This window comes from Salinibaculum rarum (genome assembly GCF_030505615.1).
Taxonomy (GTDB): Archaea; Halobacteriota; Halobacteria; order Halobacteriales; family Haloarculaceae; genus Salinibaculum; species Salinibaculum rarum.
On record NZ_CP129992.1, the window covers coordinates 1936155 to 1956861 of the forward strand.

27 protein-coding genes are annotated in these 20707 nt (G+C 63.9%); 12 read left to right on the forward strand and 15 right to left on the reverse strand.

Features of this window, described 5'->3' with window-relative positions; genetic code table 11:
• Positions 1-40 precede the first annotated feature (40 nt).
• The 6 genes from QYL91_RS10245 (at position 41) to QYL91_RS10270 (ending at position 4108) form a co-directional block, all read left to right on the forward strand.
• Positions 41-1114, forward strand: a complete 1074-nt coding sequence (locus QYL91_RS10245) for an ATP-NAD kinase family protein (RefSeq protein ID WP_302080405.1) — start codon at positions 41-43, stop codon at positions 1112-1114.
• Between the two features lie 107 nt (positions 1115-1221).
• Entirely contained in the window at positions 1222-2256 is a 1035-nt protein-coding gene (locus QYL91_RS10250) for a phosphate uptake regulator PhoU (RefSeq protein WP_302080406.1), read from the forward strand.
• A 99-nt stretch (positions 2257-2355) separates the two neighbouring features.
• A complete protein-coding gene (locus tag QYL91_RS10255; RefSeq protein WP_302080407.1) occupies positions 2356-2571 on the forward strand; it encodes a DUF7525 family protein in 216 nt (71 codons plus the stop codon).
• A gap of 44 nt (positions 2572-2615) precedes the next feature.
• Entirely contained in the window at positions 2616-2840 is a 225-nt protein-coding gene (locus tag QYL91_RS10260) for a DUF7123 family protein (protein ID WP_302080408.1), read from the forward strand.
• 37 nt (positions 2841-2877) lie between these two features.
• A complete protein-coding gene (locus QYL91_RS10265) occupies positions 2878-3300 on the forward strand; it encodes an SRPBCC family protein (protein ID WP_302080409.1) in 423 nt (140 codons plus the stop codon).
• A gap of 1 nt (position 3301) precedes the next feature.
• A complete protein-coding gene (locus tag QYL91_RS10270) occupies positions 3302-4108 on the forward strand; it encodes a carbon-nitrogen family hydrolase (RefSeq protein WP_302080410.1) in 807 nt (268 codons plus the stop codon).
• A 220-nt stretch (positions 4109-4328) separates the two neighbouring features.
• Here QYL91_RS10270 and QYL91_RS10275 read toward each other — a convergent pair whose 3' ends face one another.
• The 4 genes from QYL91_RS10275 to QYL91_RS10290 all read right to left on the reverse strand — a co-directional run bounded on the left by QYL91_RS10275 (position 4329) and on the right by QYL91_RS10290 (position 8114).
• Positions 4329-4547, reverse strand: a complete 219-nt coding sequence (locus QYL91_RS10275) for a hypothetical protein (RefSeq protein WP_302080411.1) — start codon at positions 4545-4547, stop codon at positions 4329-4331.
• A 53-nt stretch (positions 4548-4600) separates the two neighbouring features.
• Positions 4601-4987: a hypothetical protein gene (locus QYL91_RS10280; RefSeq protein ID WP_302080412.1), complete on the reverse strand. Its 387-nt coding sequence runs from the start codon at positions 4985-4987 to the stop codon at positions 4601-4603.
• Between the two features lie 95 nt (positions 4988-5082).
• Positions 5083-5802, reverse strand: coding sequence for a DUF4382 domain-containing protein (locus tag QYL91_RS10285; protein ID WP_302080413.1), 720 nt, complete (start codon positions 5800-5802; stop codon positions 5083-5085).
• A 212-nt stretch (positions 5803-6014) separates the two neighbouring features.
• Positions 6015-8114 (reverse strand): CDC48 family AAA ATPase, encoded by a 2100-nt coding sequence (locus tag QYL91_RS10290; RefSeq protein WP_302080414.1) that lies wholly within the window; start codon positions 8112-8114, stop codon positions 6015-6017.
• A 120-nt stretch (positions 8115-8234) separates the two neighbouring features.
• On the opposite strand from QYL91_RS10290, the gene QYL91_RS10295 reads away from it, so the two are divergent.
• Positions 8235-8369 (forward strand): DUF7128 family protein, encoded by a 135-nt coding sequence (locus QYL91_RS10295; protein ID WP_302080415.1) that lies wholly within the window; start codon positions 8235-8237, stop codon positions 8367-8369.
• Positions 8370-8381: 12 nt separating this feature from the next.
• On the opposite strand, the gene QYL91_RS10300 is transcribed toward QYL91_RS10295, so the two are convergent.
• Entirely contained in the window at positions 8382-8837 is a 456-nt protein-coding gene (locus QYL91_RS10300; protein WP_302080416.1) for a DUF5796 family protein, read from the reverse strand.
• Positions 8838-8881: 44 nt separating this feature from the next.
• A complete protein-coding gene (locus QYL91_RS10305; RefSeq protein WP_302080417.1) occupies positions 8882-9223 on the reverse strand; it encodes a hypothetical protein in 342 nt (113 codons plus the stop codon).
• Positions 9224-9319: 96 nt separating this feature from the next.
• On the opposite strand from QYL91_RS10305, the gene QYL91_RS10310 reads away from it, so the two are divergent.
• Together QYL91_RS10310 and QYL91_RS10315 are read left to right on the forward strand one after the other, a co-directional pair.
• Complete coding sequence (locus tag QYL91_RS10310; protein ID WP_302082855.1) at positions 9320-10171, forward strand: shikimate kinase; 852 nt, start codon at positions 9320-9322, stop codon at positions 10169-10171.
• Complete coding sequence (locus QYL91_RS10315) at positions 10168-10476, forward strand: chorismate mutase (RefSeq protein ID WP_369685595.1); 309 nt, start codon at positions 10168-10170, stop codon at positions 10474-10476. The genes QYL91_RS10310 and QYL91_RS10315 overlap by 4 nt, the downstream gene beginning before the upstream one ends.
• Positions 10477-10539: 63 nt before the next feature.
• Here QYL91_RS10315 and QYL91_RS10320 read toward each other — a convergent pair whose 3' ends face one another.
• The 6 genes from QYL91_RS10320 to QYL91_RS10345 all read right to left on the reverse strand — a co-directional run bounded on the left by QYL91_RS10320 (position 10540) and on the right by QYL91_RS10345 (position 15831).
• Positions 10540-11469: a DMT family transporter gene (locus QYL91_RS10320; protein WP_302080418.1), complete on the reverse strand. Its 930-nt coding sequence runs from the start codon at positions 11467-11469 to the stop codon at positions 10540-10542.
• Between the two features lie 158 nt (positions 11470-11627).
• A complete protein-coding gene (locus QYL91_RS10325) occupies positions 11628-12305 on the reverse strand; it encodes a carbonic anhydrase (RefSeq protein WP_302080419.1) in 678 nt (225 codons plus the stop codon).
• Between the two features lie 99 nt (positions 12306-12404).
• Complete coding sequence (surE, locus tag QYL91_RS10330) at positions 12405-13202, reverse strand: 5'/3'-nucleotidase SurE (RefSeq protein ID WP_302080420.1); 798 nt, start codon at positions 13200-13202, stop codon at positions 12405-12407.
• Positions 13203-13262: 60 nt separating this feature from the next.
• The gene (locus tag QYL91_RS10335; protein ID WP_302080421.1) at positions 13263-14696 is read right to left on the reverse strand and encodes a small ribosomal subunit Rsm22 family protein; all 1434 of its coding nucleotides are present in this window, start codon (positions 14694-14696) and stop codon (positions 13263-13265) included.
• Complete coding sequence (locus QYL91_RS10340; protein ID WP_302082857.1) at positions 14693-15439, reverse strand: prephenate dehydrogenase/arogenate dehydrogenase family protein; 747 nt, start codon at positions 15437-15439, stop codon at positions 14693-14695. The genes QYL91_RS10335 and QYL91_RS10340 overlap by 4 nt, the downstream gene beginning before the upstream one ends.
• 80 nt (positions 15440-15519) lie before the next feature.
• Positions 15520-15831, reverse strand: coding sequence for an ASCH domain-containing protein (locus QYL91_RS10345; protein ID WP_302080422.1), 312 nt, complete (start codon positions 15829-15831; stop codon positions 15520-15522).
• 89 nt (positions 15832-15920) lie between these two features.
• On the opposite strand from QYL91_RS10345, the gene QYL91_RS10350 reads away from it, so the two are divergent.
• Entirely contained in the window at positions 15921-16202 is a 282-nt protein-coding gene (locus QYL91_RS10350; protein WP_302080423.1) for a hypothetical protein, read from the forward strand.
• 1 nt (position 16203) lies between these two features.
• Here QYL91_RS10350 and QYL91_RS10355 read toward each other — a convergent pair whose 3' ends face one another.
• Positions 16204-16887 carry a haloacid dehalogenase type II gene (locus QYL91_RS10355; protein ID WP_302080424.1) on the reverse strand — a complete coding sequence of 228 codons (684 nt, stop codon included), beginning with the start codon at positions 16885-16887 and terminating at the stop codon, positions 16204-16206.
• Positions 16888-16972: 85 nt separating this feature from the next.
• On the opposite strand from QYL91_RS10355, the gene QYL91_RS10360 reads away from it, so the two are divergent.
• A complete protein-coding gene (locus QYL91_RS10360) occupies positions 16973-17746 on the forward strand; it encodes a fumarylacetoacetate hydrolase family protein (protein WP_302080425.1) in 774 nt (257 codons plus the stop codon).
• 30 nt (positions 17747-17776) lie between these two features.
• Here QYL91_RS10360 and QYL91_RS10365 read toward each other — a convergent pair whose 3' ends face one another.
• Positions 17777-18982, reverse strand: a complete 1206-nt coding sequence (locus QYL91_RS10365; protein WP_302080426.1) for a LolA family protein — start codon at positions 18980-18982, stop codon at positions 17777-17779.
• A 138-nt stretch (positions 18983-19120) separates the two neighbouring features.
• Between QYL91_RS10365 and QYL91_RS10370 the strand changes: the two genes are divergently transcribed.
• Positions 19121-19765 (forward strand): SdpI family protein, encoded by a 645-nt coding sequence (locus QYL91_RS10370; RefSeq protein ID WP_302080427.1) that lies wholly within the window; start codon positions 19121-19123, stop codon positions 19763-19765.
• A 25-nt stretch (positions 19766-19790) separates the two neighbouring features.
• Here the strand turns inward: QYL91_RS10370 and phaZ are convergent, their stop codons facing one another.
• Positions 19791-20681 (reverse strand): intracellular short-chain-length polyhydroxyalkanoate depolymerase, encoded by an 891-nt coding sequence (gene phaZ / locus QYL91_RS10375; RefSeq protein ID WP_302080428.1) that lies wholly within the window; start codon positions 20679-20681, stop codon positions 19791-19793.
• Between the last annotated feature and the right edge of the window lie 26 nt (positions 20682-20707).

Here is a 20707-nt window from a genome sequence, read left to right on the forward strand (position 1 = left end):
GTTCCGGTTTGCTTTTCATCGTACTCGCTGTATCGTGCGTATGCGCCGCATAGGGGTCGTCGTGAATCCGATCGCGGGAATGGGCGGCCGCGTCGGGCTGAAAGGGACCGACGGGAAAGTCGAACAGGCCCGCGCTCGCGGGGCCACGCCACGCGCACCCGACCGCGCTCGTGACGCCCTCCAAGCTATCTCGGAGACTGACACGCCAGTCGAGATAGTCGCCGCACCCGCACAGATGGGCGAAGACGCTGCCCGGGACACCGGTTTCAACCCGGATACTGTCGACGTCCCCAGTGGCGGGACAGGAACGACCAGCGCCGCCGACACCAGGGCCGCGGTCCGGGCGTTCGTCGAGTGCGACGTCGACATCGTCCTCTTTACCGGCGGTGACGGGACGGCCGTTGACGTGGCCGAGACACTTTCGGAACTGGATGATGACACCCCGATTCTCGGCGTCCCGGCGGGCGTCAAAGTCTACTCGGCGGTGTTTGCCGTCTCGCCCCGGGCGGCCGGCGTCGTGGCAGCGACCTTCGAGCAGACTACCCGGGCCGAAGTCAACGACATCGACGAAGACGACTATCGGGAGGGGGAGGTTCGGACCGAACTGCGTGCGATAGCCACGGTGCCCGTTGCAGAGCAACGCCAGTCGAGCAAGCAACTCGCCAGCGGGAGTGTCGGTGGCATCGCCGACGGGTTCGTCGACGAAATCGAACGTGGCGTGACCTACGTCCTCGGGCCGGGCAGCACCGTCGGCGAAATCAAATCGGAGCTGGACATCGATGGGACGCCACTCGGCGTCGACGTCTGGCGGGACGGCGAACTACTGGCACACGACGCGGCCGAATCGGATATTCTCGACGCGCTCGGCGACGAGAACGTCATCGTCGTCTCACCGATTGGCGGACAGGGCTTTGTCTTTGGCCGTGGGAACCAACAGATTTCCCCCGCCGTCATCGAGCAGTCGTCGGTCGAAATCGTCGCGTCCCGCCGCAAACTCGACGACATCGGTGTTCTCATGGCGGATACGGGCGACGAGGAACTCGACGAGCAACTCCGCGGGTGGCATCAGGTCCGCGTCGGCCGGTTCGAGCGCCGCCTGGTGGAACTGGTCTGAGACCGGTTGTCGCGGTGTATAATCTCTACCCCTGTATGATGCATGAACGACCGTGACACTAAGGTAATAATGACAAGATTAAGGTTTGATGCACGCTTTCCACCGGTATGGAAACGAGGAAAGTCCAGCGGCTCGGTCCATCGACGCTGGCGATGACGTTGCCTGCGGAGTGGGCACAGGCCCAGAACGTAGACAAGGGCGACGAGGTTTCGCTCCGCATCGGTGGGAAGGGGACGCTGACGGTGATGCCGGAATCTGTCACCGCCGAGGAGTCGGAGGCGGTCATCAAGGCGACGGGGCTCGACGCCGACGCTGTCGAGCGCGCAATCGTCGCACAGTACGTTCTCGGGCGGCGTATCATCCACGTCGACGCCGCGGAGGGCGAGTCTCTCGAGAGCACGCACATCAACGCTGTCTACAACGCGGAGACCCAGTTGATGGGGCTGGGTGTCATCGAGGAGACGCCGGAGAGCATCGCGATTCGGTGCTCGGTCGACCCCGAGGACTTCACGCTCGACAACCTCATGGAGCGGCTGGAATCGACCGGGAGTACGATGCGAAACGAGGCGGTCAAAGCGCTTGCACACAACAACCCGGACCTGGCCCAGCGCGCGCTCAACCGGGAACGCCAGGCGAACAAGATTTTCGTCCTCCTCCTGCGGCTCATCTTTACGGCCTACCAGAACCCGAACCTCGCTCGCTCCGTCGGACTCGACGACGGGTTCCCGCTTATCGGCTATCGGTCGATGGCGAAGAACCTCGAACTGACCGCCGACAACGCCGAGGACATCGCGGAGATTGCACTGGAGGCGGAAAACAACGCACTCAACGTAGAATCGGGAACGATGCGGCGAATCCGGGAGTTTACCGACCAGGTCAACGAGATTACCGAACTCGCCGTCGAGGCCGTCGTCGAGCGCAGTTACGATACGGCAATCGAGGTCCGCGAGAAGTTCGCCGAAATCAGCGACCGCGAGAAGGAGATTCTCTCCGACCTCCCGGAGATGGACAACGAACAACTGCTCCAGGTCCGTGAGGTACTCGTGAGCCTCCAGCAGACCGCCCAGTACGCCGTGCGCAATGCCGAAATCGCGACCAACCTCGCACTCGACGAGGAGTCAGACCACATCACCATCACGTAGGCAGGTGTTCTCGGGTACTGCTGGACCGTTCAGACACTGTGACCGGTCGGACGCCACGGAGTCGCATGACATAAGTACCGAACGGAAAAACGAGTTCGTATGGCAGAGACAACGCAGGCCTCAGACAAGAGTCTCGGGCTGTCTATCACGTTCGGCGTCATCGCACTGCTTGGCACACTCGGGATGCTCGCCACGTCGTACCTCTATGCACTGAACGGCGACCACCAGATGCAACTGTACTCCGGTGTCGCCTTTGCCGTCGCGGTCGTCGGTGGCGGGCTTGCCATCGCCGTGCTGCACATGTTCGACAACTAGGCGCAAATAAACCGTTAAGAGTCTGAAGCACCAACGAGTTACCGATGACTGACCTGAGCGAGGAGGACCGCCGCATTCTGGAGTATCTCCGCAAGAGCGTGTCCCGTGGTGAGAGTTACTTCCGCTCGAAGAACATCGCCAAACAGCTCGGGCTCACGTCGAAGCAGGTCGGTGCCCGCCTCCCCAAACTCGCCGAAGAGACAGAGGAGGTCGAAATCGAGAAGTGGGGCCGCGCCCGGTCGACGACCTGGCGGGTCACGCAGGGCTAACGCGAGTTTTTTCACTCCTGTCCCGAAACCCATATCCATGACAGTCCGGGTCGAGCGAGTCGTCGAGGTGCAGGCACCCATCGAAGACGTCTGGGCGTTTATCGCCGACCCGGAGAAACGGGCCCGACCGATCAGCGTCGTCGACGACTTCGAACTGGACGACGAGGACCGCGCCATCTGGCACATCAAGCTCCCGATTCCGGTCATCGACCGCACCATCCGCGTCGAAACTGAAGAACAGGTCCGGGAGCCACCCACCTACGTCGAATTCGTCGGGAAGTCGAAAGTGATGCACGTCGTCGGGGAACACGAACTGGTCGAAATCGACGGCGGGACCCGGCTGACAAACACCTTCATCGTCGACGGGAAGGTCCCCGGCGTGGAGCGATTTTTCAAGCGGAACATGGAGACGGAGTTCGACAACCTCGAAACCGCCCTCAACGACGAACTGGGGCTGTGAGATGCAGGTGACCCTCGCCCAGTTGGCCGTCGACGCCGCTCGGCCGACCCGCAACGTCGAGCGTGCATGCGACGCTATCGAGCGGGCGGCGGCCGACGGCGCGGACCTCGTCGTCCTTCCCGAGCTGTTCACCGTCGGCTATTTCGCGTTCGATACGTACGCCCGCAGCGCCGAACCACTCGATGGCGAGACACTGACGCGTATCGCCGAGACGGCCACAGCCCAGAACGTGGCCGTGCTGGCCGGGAGTATCGTCGAGGACCTCGCTGCGTCGACGGCGGCCGGCTTCGAGACGCCGGCCGACGACGGGCTGGCCAATACCGCCGTCTTCTTCGACAGAACCGGCACGCGACGGGCGGTCTACCGCAAACACCATCTCTTTGGCTACGACTCGGCCGAACAGGAGTTGCTGACGCCTGGGAAGACAATCGAGACCGTCGAGTTCGAGGGGTTCACCATCGGGACCACGACCTGCTACGACCTGCGATTCCCAGAACTCTACCGGCGGCTGGTCGATGCGGGCGTCACGCTCACCCTCGTCCCGAGCGCGTGGCCGTATCCGCGCGTCGAACACTGGAAGCTCTTCCCGCGGACGCGAGCCGTCGAGAACCTGATGTACGTCGTCGCGGCAAACGGCGTCGGTACGTTCGAGGACGCAAGCTTGCTCGGCCGGTCGGCGGTCTACGACCCGTGGGGGACGACGCTGGCGAGTGCCGGCGACGAGGCGACGCTCGTCTCGGCCGAGTTGGACCCATCTCGGGTGGCCGAGCGACGCGAGGAGTTTCCGGCGCTGGCAGACCGGCGATAGCGACGGCAACGGGACATTTATTTACGGGCAGAACCCACAGTCTGCTGCCGGCAAACGCGCTTTTCACGTCGATGCCGGCGAACACTCGCTGCACGGCCTCGCGGGCTCCCGGCCACCTCGACGGCGTCGGTCGACCGGCGGTCGTCCGGACGGCCGTTCGGTCGACTCCTCGTCTCGGTCACGCTCTCGGCGCGTCTCGACCTCACTTCGGTCTCCGTTTTCAGTTCTCTCGCCGTTCGATGTCCGCCGATAGCACCTGCGCCATCTCGATATCCGTGCTGTTGTTGGGTGTCCAGGCCGTCCGGTCGGCGGTCTCGATAGTCTCGTTGGCGTGTGGTGTGCCCTGGCCGGCGTTCTCGATGTCGTTGACGGGGAGCTGTGACCGGCCGTCCAGTCCTCGTCGATGTAGTGGTGGGACGTCATGAACTCGAACACCCATCGAAAGTGGATGTCAGACGACAAAACTGTGCGACGTACGGTAGCCCATCCCAATCACTCCGCTGACTCCGGCCGGTCCAGCGTCGAAAGCAGGAGACTGCCAACGGCGAGTCCGTGTCCGATGCCGGCGCCGGCACCGATAGCCGCGCCCATCGTGAGACTGGCATCGACAGCCCACGCGCCGACGCTTCCGACGCCGGCCCCGACGAACAGCCCGACGGTCGCACAGCCCCCGGCTACCCGGACAGCGAAGTCGTCCTCGCCGCGGTTCGCACGGACCAGTCGCCCGGCGAGTGCACCCACGATGATACCGCCCCCGGTCCCGTAGCTAAGCGGTGACACGAGGTCGGTCCCGACCACGAGACCGACCAGCATCCCGATTGCGCCTCCGAACACGAGGCCGAGGCCGGTGCCGAGGTTCGATGCCCTGCGGTCGTCCATACTGGACACCGCGGGTAACGCGGCTAAAAATGTTTCAGCACAGTTCCAACGACGCCTGTCTCGAGAGAGACCAGCCAGCCGCCAGTTCTATCGGATTACTGGGCTGTTTCGGTGGTGTCGGGCGTTCCCGTTTCGGCCTCGACGTCGCTGTCGACCTCTTCGACGTCGACGTCTTCGCCTGCGACACCGCTTTTCCCGATGACGGGCAGGAGATTGTAGTCCCCTCGCGGCCCCTTCTGGACGACGTTGATGTCGAAGACGAAACTCAGCTCCTCGTCTGCGGTGACCTCGAACGGCTTGACGATGCGAAGGCGGTTGCTCGGCACCTTCACGCCGACGGTCTCGCCGTCGACGACGCCCTCGGCGCTGGCCACGCGGAGTTCGATTCCCGAGTACCGCCCCGCCTCGAGTTCGCCTTCCAGCACGGGGATAGCCCGGTCGCCGACGACCTGCGTGAGGTCTATCGTCGGACTGTCGAGGTCGAATTCGACGAACCCCTCCGTCTCGCCGTCTTCGTCGTCTTCGTCAGTCTCCGCTGTTCCGTCTTCGGTGCTTTCGGTCGTTGGCTCGGGACTCTCTGCTGGCGTCTCGGTCGGTGTACCGGAAGTGTCGTCTTCGTCGGCCCGGAAGACGCGGGCAGACGAGAGGGTGACCTCGAGCGAGTCGAAGTCTCCGATGGCTGCTGGCTGGTCGCTAATCAGCAGCCGGAAGGTGCCGCTCCCGCTGCCGTCACCAGTGTCACTGTCGCCGGAACAGCCGGCAAGCAGTGCTGTTCCGAGTCCAGCCGTGGTCGCGACGAAGGTTCGACGCTTCATGCGCGGTCACCGTCCGGCAGTGTTTCAATCGAGTCCGTTCGCTGACGCTCTCGGCGTATCAATCTCATATCATATCACTCGGTGACTGCCAGGGATACGTCTGATGGCCGAACATGTCCGCTGGCATCCTCGACCGTGTCCTCGCCCAGAATATTCTGCTGAGGTCCCTTCATTGTCGAACAGCGGTACCTGGACTCGTGTCGCTGGCGAGGTCAGCGACTTTCGCCGAGTTCGCTCATTGCCTGGTCGATGTGTTCGGCAGTGATGGTCACGTCGCCAGCCCGCGCCGCGGCGTCGGCGGGGTCGATGTCGGCTGCCACGTCCCGAATCGCACGCATGGATGCGAGTCTGAGCACCGACGCCAGGTCAGCGCCGGAAAAGCCAGCCGTCTCTTCCGCGAGAGCCTCTATATCGACATCCGCCGCGAGGGGCCGGTCGGCGGTGTGGACGTCCAGAATCTCCCGCCGAGCGCGCTCGTCTGGGGCAGGCACCTCGATGTGTTGCTCCAGTCGGCCCGGGCGAAGCAGTGCCGGGTCGAGCGCGTCTTTGCGGTTGGTCGCCGCGAGCACGATCAGCGACGGGTGGTCGGCGACGGCATCGAGTTCGGCGAGCAGTTGCGAGACGACCCGCTCGGTCACCTCGTGTGTGTCACCGCGTGCCGTGGCGATAGCGTCGATTTCGTCGAAGAAGACGATTGTCGGGGCCGTTTGCCGTGCGCGCTCGAACAGGTCCCGAATCGCGCCCTCGCTCTCGCCGACGTAGCGGTCCAGAATCTCCGGGCCGGCGACGCTGATGAAGTTGACACCGCTCTCACCTGCGATAGCCCGCGCCAGCAACGTCTTCCCCGTTCCTGGCGGGCCGTGGAGTAGCACGCCCGCGGGCGGGTCCGTCGCGGCCGCCTCGAACAGCGGTCCGTACGCGAGTGGCCACTCGACGGCCTCCCGGAGGCGTTCTTTCACGTCGTCGAGCCCGCCGACGTCGTCGAACGTTTCGGTGGGCGACTCGGCGACGTACTCCCGCATCGCCGACGGTTCGACACCGGCCATCGCCGTCTCGAAGTCGGCTCTGGTGACGGTGAGGTCCTCGGGGTCACGCCGGAGTGCGGACATGCCGGCTTCCCGTGCCAGCGAGGCCACGTCCGCGCCGACGAAACCGTGGGTCCGGGCGGCGATGCGGTCTAAGTCCACGTCGTCGCCGAGTGGCATCTCGCGGGTGTGGACGTCCAGGATTTCGCGGCGGCCGCCCTCGTCCGGCACGCCGATTTCGATTTCGCGGTCGAACCGTCCACCGCGGCGAAGCGCAGGGTCGACGGCGTCGACGCGGTTGGTCGCACCGATGACGACGACCTCGTCCCGGCTTTCGAGGCCGTCCATCAGCGTGAGCAGTTGCGCTACCACGCGATTTTCCATGTCGGCGTCGTCGTCGCGTGCCCCGGCGATGGAGTCGATTTCGTCGACGAACAGGATAGCCGGGGCGTTTGCCTCCGCTTCTTCGAAGGCCTCTCGCAGTCGTTCCTCGCTCTCGCCTTTGTACTTCGAGACGATTTCCGGCCCGGAGATGGTATCGAAGTAGGCGTCGACCTCGTTGGCGACGGCGCGGGCGATGAGCGTCTTGCCGGTGCCCGGCGGGCCGTACAGCAGAACCCCCTTCGGCGGGTCGATGCCGAGGCGGGTGAACAGTTCCGGCTCCGACAGCGGCAGTTCTATCATCTCCCGGACCTGGTCGAGTTCGTCGTCCAGGCCGCCGATGTCCTCGTAGGTGATGCCCGTCTCGCTCTCGGCCGCTGGCTGTGTGCCGTCTTCGCTGTCTGGCGTCGCGCTCGCTACGTCGGCGATTTCCGGCCGGAGCGTGACGGTCGTGTTCTGTGTCACCCGGACGGAGTTGGTCGGACTCGTCTCGGTGACGACGTACGCGCCGTAGCCCTGGATGCGGATGCGTTTGCCCGGCCGGACGAGTCTGTCGACCAGCCGGCGGCGCAGTCCCTCTGTCGAGGCTGTCTCGTTTGCGTGTTCGTCGGCCGGCTGGAGGACGAGGCTGGTCGCGTCTTCGACGGACGCCCGCCGAACGTCGACGGTGTCACCGATGGTGACGCCAGCGCTGGCGCGGGTGTCCGCGTCGATGCGGATAACGTCACCGTCGTCGTCGCCCGGCCAGACCTTGGTGACGGTGAGAGTTTCACCCTCGATGAGTACCGGGTCGCCACTGAGGATGCCGAGGGTACTCTGGACGTGACCGGGGAGTCTCGCGATTCCCCGTCCAGCGTCGCGTTTGCGCGCGCCCTCGACGCGCAGTTCCCGCACGTCGTCAGTCATGCTGGGTAGTAGGGGTCGGACGCGCATAAAACGGGGGCGTCCGCCCCACCGGAAGGCGGACCGCTGGCAGGGAGTGCCAGCGGAGTAACACATATACAGCCCGGTAGCGCAGTATGTGTTATGGTGTCTCAGACCACGCGCGACGAGATGACGTGGTACGAGTGTGAGTACTGTGGCCTGCTCTTCGATTCACAGGAAGACGCCCGACAACACGAACAGAACTGCGACGCGGAAGGACCGTCCTACATCCAGTGAGACTGGGCTGCGCTACTCCTCGGTCGAATCGTCGTCGGTTGTTCCAGGAGGGACAATTTCGAACGAGCGCTCGCCGAGTTCGTTCTCCTCGAAGACGAAGACGCGGCCGTCGACGGCGTCGGTATCGGCATCGATCTGGATGCGCATCGCGCTCTCGCTGACCGCGACGCCGGGGAACACCGTCGTCTCTTCATCGTCGTCGAGGACGACGCGACCGACCCCCGTCTCTTCGAGAATCTCGTCCTCGGTGTTCCGTTCGTTGACGTAGACGAGCACACCCTGTGTCTCGCTTTTGTCGGTCACGAGGACGTGTGTGTCCTTGCCTGGCGCCGTCTTGACCGACCCTTCGACGGGCGTTGGGACACCACGGTAGAACACTTCACGGCCGTCGAGATACTCGACTTCGATGCCGTCCTCGGTGAGTTCGATGGGAAGTGTATCGGGCGAAACGTCGGAACGAGAGTGCATATCCACCGGTTACACGCGCCGAGTGAAAACGCCGTCCCTTTCTGTCACTCGGACGCGCTGGCGAACATACTGGCGACGAGCAGTCCAAAGAGCAGCGTCGTCGTCGCCATGCCAAAGAGGAGATAGACGAGCAGCGAAAAGCCGGGGAACTGCTGGATACCGGCGACGACGACGGCGACGCCGGCGAGTGCCGAGACGCCGGTCCCGACGTACAACTGCTGGCGGCGCAGTGCCTCTGTCTGGGGTGTCGGCTCGGGTTCCGGAGGCTCGCTGCTGGTGGAGTCTGGTTCGGTGTCTCCGGTGGCCTCGTCTGGAGTGTCTGCCGTCTCGTCGGCTGGCGCGCTGGTTGCTGGTGGGGACTCGTCGGTCGCCGCGTCCTCGCTCATCGCTCCTGGGTTGGCAACGCGAGCGAAAGTGGGTTGCGGTCGCCGGCAATCGGAATCACCACAGGTAAATACGGCCGTGTGAGACAGTCGGACACGATGGAGGGTCAGGCACGCGCGCCGGCAGCCGGGACGGTTCTGAACGCGCTCGCCAACCAGACCGGGTCGGCGTTCGCTATCGACGAGTACACGACTGCCACGGTCGAACTCGACGACTCCGCAACCGTCTCCGGGACCGTCGCCGAGGACCCCGACGCGGACACCCGACTCGTCGAAGCCTGCGTCGAGGCAGTCGTCGAGCGATACGGCGACGGCCAGGGCGGGTCGGTCCGCACTGAGAGCGAAGTGCCGATGGCCTCGGGACTCAAATCGTCCAGCGCGGCCGCCAACGCGACGATTATGGCGACACTCGACGCACTCGGTGTGGCCGACGAACTTTCCCGCGAGGACGCTTGTCGCCTCGGCGTCGACGTGGCCCGCGATGTCGGAGTCACTGTCACCGGCGCCTTCGACGACGCCAGCGCCAGCATGCTCGGTGGGGTGACCGTCACCGACAATACGGCCGACGAGTTGCTGGCCAGAGACGAACTGGACTGGGACGTACTCGTGTACACGCCGCCAGAGCGTGCCTACAGTGCTGACGCCGACGTAGAGCGCTGTCGGAACGTCACCTCGATGGCCGACCTCGTCGCAGAGCTGGCACTCGATGGCGAGTTCGCACGCGCGATGACGGTCAACGGACTGGCCTTCTGTGCCGCGCTTGGCTTCTCGGCGGACCCGATGGTCGAGGTGATGGACGACGTCGCCGGCGTTTCACTGTCCGGCACTGGCCCGAGTTTCACTGCCGTCGGCGAGCGCGAGACACTCGAACGCGTCCACGAGCGCTGGGACGCCCGCGACGGCGAAACGTGGCTGACCACGACACAGACGGAGGGAACACAGATTCTATGACAGACGAGACGCTCGATGAGGGGGCGAACCCCGAAGACATGACTCTGGACGAACTGCGCGACGAAATCCGCGGTATCGACCGCGAACTCGTCGAACTCATCGCGCGACGGACCTACGTCGCAGACACCATCGCACAGGTCAAAGACCAGCAGGGTCTGCCGACCACCGACGAACAGCAAGAACAGGCCGTCATGGACCGCGCCGGCGAAAACGCCGAGCAGTTCGACGTCGACGCGAATCTGGTCAAGGCTATCTTCCGCCTGCTTATCGAACTGAACAAGGTCGAACAGCGGGAGAACAGGTAAGCGAACGGACGCCTGCTACAGCGATTCTAACCGCAGATTTTCACAGCGGTAATTCATCACCTCTCAGGACTGCCGGTCGGACAAAAACGAGAGTTGAAGCGAGTCGAGTTCGGCCCTGACTGCTTTCCGTTTCAGTAGCAGGAACCCTACCAGTATCAATAGGAATCCAACGACAGTGTCCGCCGTCGGAGTCTCATTAAGGAAGAGCAGTCCCGTAGCCGCCGCCACCACCGGGGCAGCATAGGACACGAGATTGATCTCTATCGGGCCGAGGCGGTTCAGAAGGTCGAAATAAATCAGGAATCCCAGTGCGCTCGCGACGACGACGAGATACAGCAGCGAGATGATTGCCCCGCCGGTCCATTGCACGTCGCTTACAGACTCAGCGAGGGCCAGACTCGCGCCGTGCATCAACACCGCTCCGACGAGCATCGACCACGCCTCCATCGTTTCAATCGGGAGTTCCCCGTCGACGCGGCGTGTGAGGACGCTTCCGAGAGCGAACGAAGCGGCGGCTAAGAACACCAGGAACAAGGAAACTGTCCTGGTCTCGAAGAGATTGTTCGGGTCGGGATTACTCAGGATTCCGACGCCGACGAACCCGACGAGAAGCCCGACAATTCCAAGCGCCGTGAGCCGTTCGTCCGGCAGAAAAACTCGCGCAAACCCCGTGGTGAGAATCGGTGAGAGACTGACGATAATCGCGGCGGCAGCGCTCGTCGTCCCCTGTTCTCCGATAAAGAGGAGCGCGTGGTAGGCGGCTATCATGAGCGTCCCGCCGATACCTACCAGCACCCACTCGTCTTGACCGTGAGGTATCCACTGGTCGGTCGCATACACCGCGTATCCGAGCATCAACACACCTGCGAGGTCGTACCTGAACGCGGCAAAGAGAACAGGTGGGAAAAACTCTAATCCGGCCTTGATAGCGGTGAAGGCACTCCCCCACGCGACGGCCAATCCGACAAACAGTATCGCGTTTCTGAATCTCATATCTCGCTCAAGTGTCCACCCATCTGCTCTCCGTCGAACGGAACAGTCGCAACGAGTCGGTCGGGTTTGAAAGTGATTCGGATAGCAATCTGGAAGTCTCGGAGACGGATACGAGCGGGTTCGACTGTGTCGCCCTGTCGACCGGGAACGCGGTGCAGTCAGTACTCCCAGAGCCGCTCGATTCGCGATCCGATGTCGGGATACTCCTCTCGAAGCGTCTCCACGTTCGTCTCGCCGGCGACGTTGACGACGTGGACTTCGCCCCGTGTGCCGCTGTAGACATCCTGAAAGTCGTAGACGACCCCGACGATAGTGGTGTCGGCCGGTACGTCGTCACTGTCGAGTAGTGCCTCGACCTGTCTGTCGACGTTGTACTCGACGAGGCGGTTGATGGCGTCTGCCCGGTCGATGCCCTCTGGCAGTTCCGACAGAGCGGGTTCGAGATGTGGCTTCAGCAAGGAGAGACAGTGCTCGATACCCGCCGGTTCGGAGACGCCGCCGGTCAGTGCGTCGTAGGTCGCCGTCACCGCTCCACAGCCGGTATGGCCCATCACGATAGCAGTGTCCGTCTCCGTGTGTGCAATCGGATAGAGAACGTCGCCGGAAACCGCGCGGCCGTCAGCTGTCTGCTGGACGACGCGGTTTCCGATGTTCCCACAGGTAAACAGGTGCCCCGGTTCGTCGTTACCCCAGACGTGGTCCTGGAGAACCCGGGAGTCCGAACAACAGACAGTCACGGCATCGGGGTACTGGGCGCTCTGGACGTCGTCGAACCGGGACTGGAACTGTTCGGCGTGGTCGGCATTGCGGTCGAGCAAGTCGGCGACAGTCTCCATACTCTTCAGGAAACTCACCCGGCCCAAATGCGTTGCTGATTGGCAAATCGAGACTGCCACACAAGACGGCGATCGCCGTTCGTGGCGTGGGTGCCAGTGTCACTCCACTCCGGTGTTGGGATAGGTTTCGGCGAGTCCGTCGAGCGCTTCGTGGTGTTCGGTGGTGTGGGGGGCCGTCAATGGGGAGACGCTGACGTGGCCGTCGACGATGGCACGGCGGTCTGTCCCCTCCGGGTCCGGAATCTCGCCGTTTGCCATCAGCTCCCAGATACCGTCTTGGAGTTGGACTTGCTTGCCGTCACGGGCCGCGTCCATCCGGTGGACGTGGGACGGTCGGGTGACGACCATCTCGCCGGTCGCCTGTTCGGGGACCGGGACGTTGACGTTGAGATAATCTGCCTGCTCGAAGACGCCAGCGTCGATTGCGTGGTCGGCGAGAAACGTCGCCGAGCGGGTCGCCTGTTCGTATGCCCCTTTGTCGACGTCGATGTCGTCGTAGGTCGTATCACCTGCGACGGGAACGTACAGGGACATCGCGATAGCGGGCGTGTCGAAAAACGTCGCCTCGACGGCGGCACTGACGGTGCCGGAGCGACCGAGGTTGTGGGCACCGAGATTCGCACCCTGGTTGCACCCGGCGACGACGAGGTCGGTCTCGGGGGCGAGAACTTCCAGCCCGGCGATGACACAGTCGGCCGGTGTCCCCTCGATTGCGTAGCCAAACTCGCGTTCATCGACAGTGACAGAGTGAGAGAGCGCGCGCCCGACGGCGCTCTGGTCCTCTGCCGGCGCGACGACAGTCACCGACCCGATTTCCGAGAGCGCGTCCGCGAGTGCTCGCAACCCGGTGGCGTCGATACCGTCGTCGTTTGTCAACAGGATGTCCGGCCCAGCCATACCCGCTGTCAGGCCGGCGTCAGCAAAAGGATGGTGTTCTTGACAGTCTACCGACCGGCGTCACCCAACCCGGTCGACGACCGTCTCGGCGTCGACGACGACGTTGTACGCCCCTTCGTCGTCGTTCCAGAGGACGAGCGCGTTCTCGAAGCGGAGCGCTTCGCCGTAGCCGGCGCGGGTCAGCGAGCGGTTCAGTGCCGATTTGCCGGTGTGGACCGCGTAGTGGGCCTCTCGCTGGCTCCCGTCGCCAATCAGATACAGCGGGTTCGCGTCCTCGTCGGCGAGGTTGTTACTGAGCTTGATGGCTGCGAGGTTGACGCGGTCGGTGACGTAGTCGTCGGCGTCGGCCATCTTCGCCGCCTGGTTTTGGTCCGGCCGGTAGCCGACGCGCGTCTCGTCGGCGTGTCGCCAGACGCCGTAGGCGTACTGGACGTCGACGTTGACGAACTCGCCGTCCCCGCGCTTGCGCTCCTCGCTCTCGATTTGGCTGGAACGTTCATCCCCGTCGAGTCGGCGCTGGAAGGGAGGCACGGCGAGGTCCGGTCTGGTGGTAAAGGACCACGATTCACTCGACGGTGTCTCGCCGGGCCAGAGCCGGACGGTCGGTTCGTAGACGGTCAGTCCCGCCTCCCGTTCGACAGTTCGCTCTATCTCGCGGAGCCCCGTCGCCGTGTTTCTGTCTGCGGGTTCGATAGCGACAATCGAGCCATCTTCGGCGACGGCATCGGCGTAGCGTTCGACGACCGCAGCGGGCTCTGCGAGTTCCGAGAGGACGTTCGAGAAGAGCACGAGGTCGTAGGTCCGCTCGGGTTCGAACGCCTCGGCAGTAGTCTGGTGGACGGTATCGTGGAAGTTTCGCCCAGTCTCGTCGAGAAACCGGTCGAGTACGTCGGTCGCAGCGCTCGGCTCGACCGCGTCGTAAGTGACGAGGGCGTCTTCGCCAAAGAGGTCGGCAATCCCGAGTGCGGGACCGCCGACGCCGGCTCCGACCTCGAGAATCGTCGGACTCGCGGGGACGAGCCCGTCGGTAATCAGGTCCGCGAGGACGTACTGGACCGTCGCGTAGTAGGCCGGGAGGTGATAGAGCGCGTAACACAGCGCCGTCTGGTCGTCGTACTCGACTGACTCGCGCTGGAGATAGCTGTCTTTCAGGTCGCGAATCCGCGCTCGCAGTCGGTCGCCGGATTCACCGTCGGGCCAGCCGGCGCCGTACTCCGCGACGACCATGTCTTCGAGGACGTGTCCGTACTCCTCGGGGAACCGCTCGACGCCGTCGAAGGCAACCTCGGCAGTGCCCTCGGGCGCTGGCACAAACGTACCGTCGTCGCGTTCGAGCAAAGAGAGGTTGGGCGCCTCCTCCCGGAGCGTCTGTCGCACGACCGCCGGGTGTGGGTGCCCCTCGACGTACTCACAGATTTCCTCGGGGTCGATGGGGCGGACGTTCTGGAGGTATCTCGCGTTGTCTAGAATCCCCTGGCGCTGTGGGTCTGTCATCGCTCACCGGCATCGTCGTAGAGTCGTTCGAAGGTCTCTGCGTCGGCGTCGGCAATCTGCCGTGCAGCAGCGGCCACATCCTCGGCCCCGTCGAAGGCCATCTGGATGTCCGTGTAGACGCGCGCCTCGCCGTCGGTGACTTGTCCGGCGAGTGCGTCGAGTTCGCTCGAAATCGGCGTGTGGAATCGCTCGTCTACCTCTTTGGCCGCGAGCGCGTACGCGAGGACTGCGGCGTGTGTGCGTGCCTGGACGGTTTCCATCGCCTCGTCGTGTTCGGCCGCCGTCGTCTCGAAGAGGTCGTTGCCGCGGGCGTCGAGCGCGGCGCGAACGGAATCGGTGACGGGACCAGTCGCATCGGGAACGAGCGGGACATTGCCCGGTTCGTTCGCCGGTGCAAAGAGTGGGTGGAGGCTGACCCGTTCGCGGTCGGGGGCAACCTCGCACATCACCTCGATTGGGGTGGTCATCGTTCCCGAGACGTCGAAGAGTGCACCGTCGGCACGGTCGGCGTAGCGTCGAATCGCGTCGCCGACAGCGGGCATCGGAACGGCGAGACAGACGCCGTCGAACTGTTCGTCGGTGTCGGTCGCGACTGCTCGACCACCGACGCTGTCTGCGGCGGCAGTCGCGGCCGCAGGGTCAGCGTCGGCAAAGGCGAGGTCGACCGGCTCGGGGGCATCTTCACGGAGAGCAGTCCCCAGCCAGCGACCCATCGCACCCGCACCGACGACGAGAATCTCCATCGGCGTCTGCTTATCTGTCCCCCGGCAAAAGCAGTTCGGTCGGTCATCGCAGGCGCTCGCGGTGGCCCGCTCGGGTTGGCTTACTGCCGTTCGAAGCGGTGCATCACGATGTCGGAGTCGTCGTCCCACTCGAAGTTGTCGTGGGCGCGTTCGAGAATCTGTTTGTAGTGGTCCAGGTCCTTTGCGCCCTCTGCGCGGGCGTCCTCGTCGGTCATGTCGCCCAGCGTTCGCTCGCTGACTTCGACGATTTCGAACGTCGTGCCCTCGATGTCGAAGGTGTCGCCCTCGTCGGCGTACTGCTGGCCGCGGTGAATCTGTGTCACGTCGCCCTCGAGTGCCTGTGACTGCATCCGGTCGTTCGGGAGCAACGTTTCCGGGTCGATAGTGGGCATACACCACTCTGTTGGGCTGAACGGGCAAAAGTCACCCGCCACGACCCGTTCCCAGAACGCTTAGGCCGGTCACGTCCTGACGGACGACCATGGAGCCGGACCTCTGGACCGCCTTCGTCTTCTTCGGCATTCCGCTGGTCGTCGGTCTGCTGGGTGTACACACTGGTGGCAAACTCTGCTATCGGGCGTACGTCCAGTACACGACGGGCGCTGCGACTCAGTGGGAGCCAACCCAGCGCAGTCGGGACGACGCCGATGCGGAGCGAACCTGGCGTGGGAACGTGCTCCGTGGTGGCCCCGTCCTCGTGGGCGCCACCCTGCTGACGCTACACTCTGCGCGGTGGGTCCTGCGTATCTTCGGGCTCCCGTAGCTCAGGCGTCGAGTTCGTCCGCGATGTCGTGAATCGTCTCCACGGTCAGCGACGGCTCGCCGTCGAACGGTTCCCAGGGCGTGTCCTTCCTGTCCATCCAGATGCCCTGCATCCCGGCGTGTTGTGCGCCCTGGACGTCGAACCACAGCGCCGCGGCGTGGGCCATCTCCTCGATTGGCGTTCCGGTCCGGGCCGCGGCGTGGCGGTAGATTTCTGCGTCGGGTTTGAACGTCTCCACCTCGTCGGCGCTGATGGTGTCTTCCAGTAGCCCACCGATATCGGCGTGGTCGACCATCGACTCGAGCATCTCCGGGTTGCCGTTGGAGACGACGTAGAGGTCGTAGCCGGCGTCGCGGAGTCGCTCCATCCCCTCGCGAACGTCGTCGAACACGTCGAGTTCGTGGTAGACAGAGAGAATCTCCTCGCGCTCCTCGTCGGGCAGGTCGACGCTGTGGGCGTCGAGGGCGTACGTGAGCGCGTCGCGATTCATCTGGTAGAACGTCTGGTAAGCGTCGATGTGGTTGCTGACGAGCGTGTACTCGATAGACCGGGAGCGCCAGAGTTTCGACACCGGTTCGGGGTCGTCAACGCGGGCCGCGAGAGCCTTCTCGGCGGCGTCGACGTCGACCAGTGTGCTATACGAGTCGAAGGTCAGCGTCGTGACGGCATCGGAGTCAAACGGCATACCAGACGTATCACCGCGGCGGCCCAAAACCCCACTGTCCAAGCATTTCACAAATGCTTATTTTGCGGCGGGCGAACGTCGGCGCATGAAACAGGTCCGATTTCGTGACCCGGCAGGCAGCGTTCGAACCGGAGAGTGGGTCGACGCTGACGGTGACCCGGCAGACACCGAGACGGCAGGAACAGGCGGTCAGATTCGCTTCGGCGGGCAGACCTACGACCCGGCGGAGGTCGACGTATTGCCGCCGTGTGATCCGTCGAAAATCGTCTGTATCGGGCTGAACTACGCCTACCACGCCGACGAGCGCGACTCGGAGTTGCCCGACCGGCCACTGCTCTTTCTCAAACCGCCAAACGCCGTCGCCAGCCACGGCGGTGACGTGACCCTCCCTGCGGGCAAGGAGCGGGTCGACTACGAGGCAGAGATGGGCGTCGTCATCGGCGAGCAGTGTCGCAACGTCGACGAGAGCGACGCGATGGACGTCGTCGAGGGCTTTACCTGCATGGTCGACGTGTCAAACCGCGACGACCAGGACCGCGAACAGAACTGGGTCCGCGGGAAGGCCTTCGACAACGCCGCGCCGCTCGGTCCGGTCCTTGCTACGCCCGAACACGTCCCGGACGATGCACGCATCGAACTCCGTCTGAACGGCGAGACGCGCCAGTCTTCCTCGCGGGACACGCTCATCTTCCCGGTGCCGGAACTCATCGCGGAGATTACGACCTACATGACACTCGAACCCGGCGACGTCATCGCGACGGGGACGCCGGAGGGCGTCGGCCCACTCTCGGACGGCGACGAAGTGACCGTCGAAATAGAGGGTGTCGGCCAGCTCACCCACACCGCGTCGCGGAAGTGAGCGAGGGCGACAACGAAGAGACAGTCCCGGTCACTTACAACCGACAGAGCGAGCGACATCGACGAGTTGTGGCTGCGGGACGTTGCGGCCGCCGACCTTGTACTGGACGCTGTCGCACGACCAGGTGACGACCTGTTTTGGGCCGAGATTGCGGTAGGTCGCTTGCTGACCAGCGACGGTGAGATTCTCACCGTCAGTTCTCGGCTCGATGCTCGGTGACAGTTTCGCGACGGTGAGGACCCGACTCGAGTTCGCGTATCGCAGTCCGATACTGTCGATACGTCCGGTCGTCCGGGTCGCACGCACGAGTGTGAAACTCTCCGGGACCGTCGGTGTCGGGACCGACAGTCTCGCGTCTTCGCGAAGTGCTCCAATCGAGTCGTACTGCTGTTGGTCCGGTGTCTCGGGGGTTTCGATGGTCGCGTTTGCCGGCGGCTCGAAGACGAACGTTCCCGTCTCGAGGCCCGGGTTGAACGTCACGTTTCTGTACGTCGTCGTGATGACTCGCCGCTTCCCGCCCTGGGTCCAGCCCGTTTGCTGTTTGAGTGGATAGTACCGGTCGGAATCGAGCCACAGCGTCTGCGTGAAGTTCGACACCGGCTCGGAGACGGGGCTCGACTGGACGAGTTCGATGACGATAGCCGAGCGGCCGTCGACGGCGTCGGTGCCCTGGTACGAGACGGTGTAGCTCCCCTGGGCCCCTGCTGGCCCGACCGCATCCTGGCTGTGACCGCCGTCGGGAACGACGGGCAGCGGCGAGACACCGACCGCCTCCCCCGAGGTGTCTGCAGTCTCTCCGACCGATGCGTTCAGCTGTGCGACCAGACTGGGGATTCGGTCGAGGCGACTGCCCGTCGCGCCACTCTCACGGGAAAACCGTTGCACCGTGTCGGTATCCCGGTCGTACAGCCACAGCACCGACCCGTTCGAGACACGTACGTCATCAAGTCCGGGGCCGGACAGCCGCTCTGTACGAATCTTTCCGGAACCCGGCTTGAGCGCGACACGCTCGACAGTTCGGCTCGTCTCGGTTCCGCGTGTGATAGTGACCTCCCGCGTCGCTGTTAGCCCGTCGACACTGTCCAGTCGCGTCGAGACGTTCGCCCCGAGGCCGTCCTCCGCTGGGCCGTCGCCGCCAAAGAGCGCTTCCAGGCCGACGACGACGCCGACGCTGGTGGCGACGACAGCGAGTGCGAACAGCAGAAAGAAAAGCGCAGAATTACGACTGACGGCCATTAGTACAACGTTTCTGGCAGTCTGAAAAAAACTTGTGGATGGAAGGAGTTCGGACCCGAGAGGCGACGACAGACAGCAGTCGTCGTTCTGTTGGGTCACTTATTAGACGGGGCGTACAAGTGCGACGTGGTGCCCGCAATGTCACAGAAACGCCGCGCCCTCGCCGGACTCGGAATCGTCCTGCTGAGCGCCCTCACATCGGTCCTCGCCTATCCGGACCTGCCCGGCCAGACGGCGATTCATTTCACAGCCGACGGAACCCCCGACGACTACATGCGCAAACCGCTCGCAGTGGCACTCCTTCCCGCACTCGAACTCGGGATTATCGGGCTGTACGCCGTCATTCCGCGCATCGACCCGCTCGGTGAGAACATCGCGGAGTTCGAGACCTACTACGACCTCGTCGCCATCGTCACTGTCGCAATCCTCGCGTACGTCCACGGGGCGGTACTGGGATACAATCTCGGCTACCGCTTCGAGATGGCCCAGGTCATCGCGCCGATGCTTGCCGTCGTCGGCATCGTCTTCGGATTCGTCGTCGAGAACGCCAAACAGAACTGGTTCGTCGGTATCCGAACGCCGTGGACCCTCAGCAACGAGGAAGTCTGGACCCGAACGCACGAACGCAGTGGTGTCCTGTTCAAGATTGCCGGCCTCGTCGCCCTGCTCGCGATTCCGTTCCCCCAGTACTTCGAGATTCTAGCCATCGCGCCGCTGGCACTTGCAGCCTTCCTCCCGACGGTGTACTCGTATATCCTTTACCGTCGGATTTCGGGCGCCTGAACCGCCGGGTTTCGTCGGAGTTCTTTCAGGCGGTCAGGAACGCCTCGACATCGGAGAGCAGTCGCTCGGGGTCGTCGACGGTTGGCGCGTGTCCACACCCCTCCAGTTCGACGTACCGAGCGTCCTCGATGTCCCGTGTCACGCGCTCGGACATCTCGCGGCTGACGACCAGGTCGTCTTCGCCACGGAGTACGAGCGTCGGCGAATCGATGTTCGTCACCTCGCCGGTGCCGGGTTCGATGCCGTTGTCCTCCGTGGAGATGTTGAAGTGGACGAGCGCGTAGTCGATATCGAGCAGACAGCGCTGCTGTAGCGTCTCCTCGATGTACCGATCGAAACGGTCCTGGTCGGGCACTTCGTTGACGAAGATAGCTTGCGACCAGATTTCTTTCATCGTCTCGGCGTCACTTGTCTCCAGTGCGGAAAGGACTGGCGCGACCGAAACGGGGTCGTTCGCGAGTTCCTCCCGGGAGGTCAGGACGGTCTCGGTCGGCTGGAGGTTCTCGTCTTTCTCGAAGACGGGCAGACCCTGTGTGCTGGGTGGGGCCATGAGGACGAGTCGCCGGACGCGGTCGGGTACGTCGGCGGCAACCTGCATCGCGATGGCACTCCCGGCAGACCACCCCCAGAGGTGGAAGTCGTCGAGTCCGACTGCGTCGGCAAACAGCGGGACATCTTCGGCAAACTCCGCTATCGAGTCGGCCGGATTCTCGTAGGAGGAGTCACCGAATCCCCGGATGTCCATCGCGTAGAGGGCAAACCGGTCGTCCATCCGCTCGAAGACGACATCCCAGTGGGCCGAGGAACTCATGTTGCCGTGGAGGAGCACGAGTGGAATCTCCCCGCCCTCGCGCTCGCGGTAGGCGATGCGTTCACCGTTTGGAAGGTCCACTGGTTTCGTGTCGGGGACTGACATGGACTGTCTGTCTCCCGGCCCGGGGA

Bases quoted from the DNA above. Each gene is read 5' to 3' on its own strand.
- QYL91_RS10315 (WP_369685595.1), top strand. From the start codon at position 10,168: ATGACAGACGAGACGCTCGATGAGGGGGCGAACCCCGAAGACATGACT.
- QYL91_RS10305 (WP_302080417.1), bottom strand. From the start codon at position 9,223: ATGAGCGAGGACGCGGCGACCGACGAGTCCCCACCAGCAACCAGCGCG.
- QYL91_RS10275 (WP_302080411.1), bottom strand. From the start codon at position 4,547: ATGGGTGTTCGAGTTCATGACGTCCCACCACTACATCGACGAGGACTG.
- QYL91_RS10365 (WP_302080426.1), bottom strand. From the start codon at position 18,982: ATGGCCGTCAGTCGTAATTCTGCGCTTTTCTTTCTGCTGTTCGCACTC.
- QYL91_RS10310 (WP_302082855.1), top strand. From the start codon at position 9,320: ATGGAGGGTCAGGCACGCGCGCCGGCAGCCGGGACGGTTCTGAACGCG.
- QYL91_RS10300 (WP_302080416.1), bottom strand. From the start codon at position 8,837: ATGCACTCTCGTTCCGACGTTTCGCCCGATACACTTCCCATCGAACTC.
- QYL91_RS10285 (WP_302080413.1), bottom strand. From the start codon at position 5,802: ATGAAGCGTCGAACCTTCGTCGCGACCACGGCTGGACTCGGAACAGCA.
- QYL91_RS10370 (WP_302080427.1), top strand. From the start codon at position 19,121: ATGTCACAGAAACGCCGCGCCCTCGCCGGACTCGGAATCGTCCTGCTG.
- QYL91_RS10250 (WP_302080406.1), top strand. From the start codon at position 1,222: ATGGAAACGAGGAAAGTCCAGCGGCTCGGTCCATCGACGCTGGCGATG.
- QYL91_RS10355 (WP_302080424.1), bottom strand. From the start codon at position 16,887: ATGCCGTTTGACTCCGATGCCGTCACGACGCTGACCTTCGACTCGTAT.
- QYL91_RS10325 (WP_302080419.1), bottom strand. From the start codon at position 12,305: ATGGAGACTGTCGCCGACTTGCTCGACCGCAATGCCGACCACGCCGAA.
- QYL91_RS10280 (WP_302080412.1), bottom strand. From the start codon at position 4,987: ATGGACGACCGCAGGGCATCGAACCTCGGCACCGGCCTCGGCCTCGTG.
- QYL91_RS10270 (WP_302080410.1), top strand. From the start codon at position 3,302: ATGCAGGTGACCCTCGCCCAGTTGGCCGTCGACGCCGCTCGGCCGACC.
- QYL91_RS10350 (WP_302080423.1), top strand. From the start codon at position 15,921: ATGGAGCCGGACCTCTGGACCGCCTTCGTCTTCTTCGGCATTCCGCTG.
- QYL91_RS10260 (WP_302080408.1), top strand. From the start codon at position 2,616: ATGACTGACCTGAGCGAGGAGGACCGCCGCATTCTGGAGTATCTCCGC.
- QYL91_RS10265 (WP_302080409.1), top strand. From the start codon at position 2,878: ATGACAGTCCGGGTCGAGCGAGTCGTCGAGGTGCAGGCACCCATCGAA.
- QYL91_RS10335 (WP_302080421.1), bottom strand. From the start codon at position 14,696: ATGACAGACCCACAGCGCCAGGGGATTCTAGACAACGCGAGATACCTC.
- QYL91_RS10290 (WP_302080414.1), bottom strand. From the start codon at position 8,114: ATGACTGACGACGTGCGGGAACTGCGCGTCGAGGGCGCGCGCAAACGC.
- surE (WP_302080420.1), bottom strand. From the start codon at position 13,202: ATGGCTGGGCCGGACATCCTGTTGACAAACGACGACGGTATCGACGCC.
- phaZ (WP_302080428.1), bottom strand. From the start codon at position 20,681: ATGTCAGTCCCCGACACGAAACCAGTGGACCTTCCAAACGGTGAACGC.
- QYL91_RS10345 (WP_302080422.1), bottom strand. From the start codon at position 15,831: ATGCCCACTATCGACCCGGAAACGTTGCTCCCGAACGACCGGATGCAG.
- QYL91_RS10245 (WP_302080405.1), top strand. From the start codon at position 41: ATGCGCCGCATAGGGGTCGTCGTGAATCCGATCGCGGGAATGGGCGGC.
- QYL91_RS10255 (WP_302080407.1), top strand. From the start codon at position 2,356: ATGGCAGAGACAACGCAGGCCTCAGACAAGAGTCTCGGGCTGTCTATC.
- QYL91_RS10320 (WP_302080418.1), bottom strand. From the start codon at position 11,469: ATGAGATTCAGAAACGCGATACTGTTTGTCGGATTGGCCGTCGCGTGG.
- QYL91_RS10340 (WP_302082857.1), bottom strand. From the start codon at position 15,439: ATGGAGATTCTCGTCGTCGGTGCGGGTGCGATGGGTCGCTGGCTGGGG.
- QYL91_RS10360 (WP_302080425.1), top strand. From the start codon at position 16,973: ATGAAACAGGTCCGATTTCGTGACCCGGCAGGCAGCGTTCGAACCGGA.
- QYL91_RS10295 (WP_302080415.1), top strand. From the start codon at position 8,235: ATGGTGTCTCAGACCACGCGCGACGAGATGACGTGGTACGAGTGTGAG.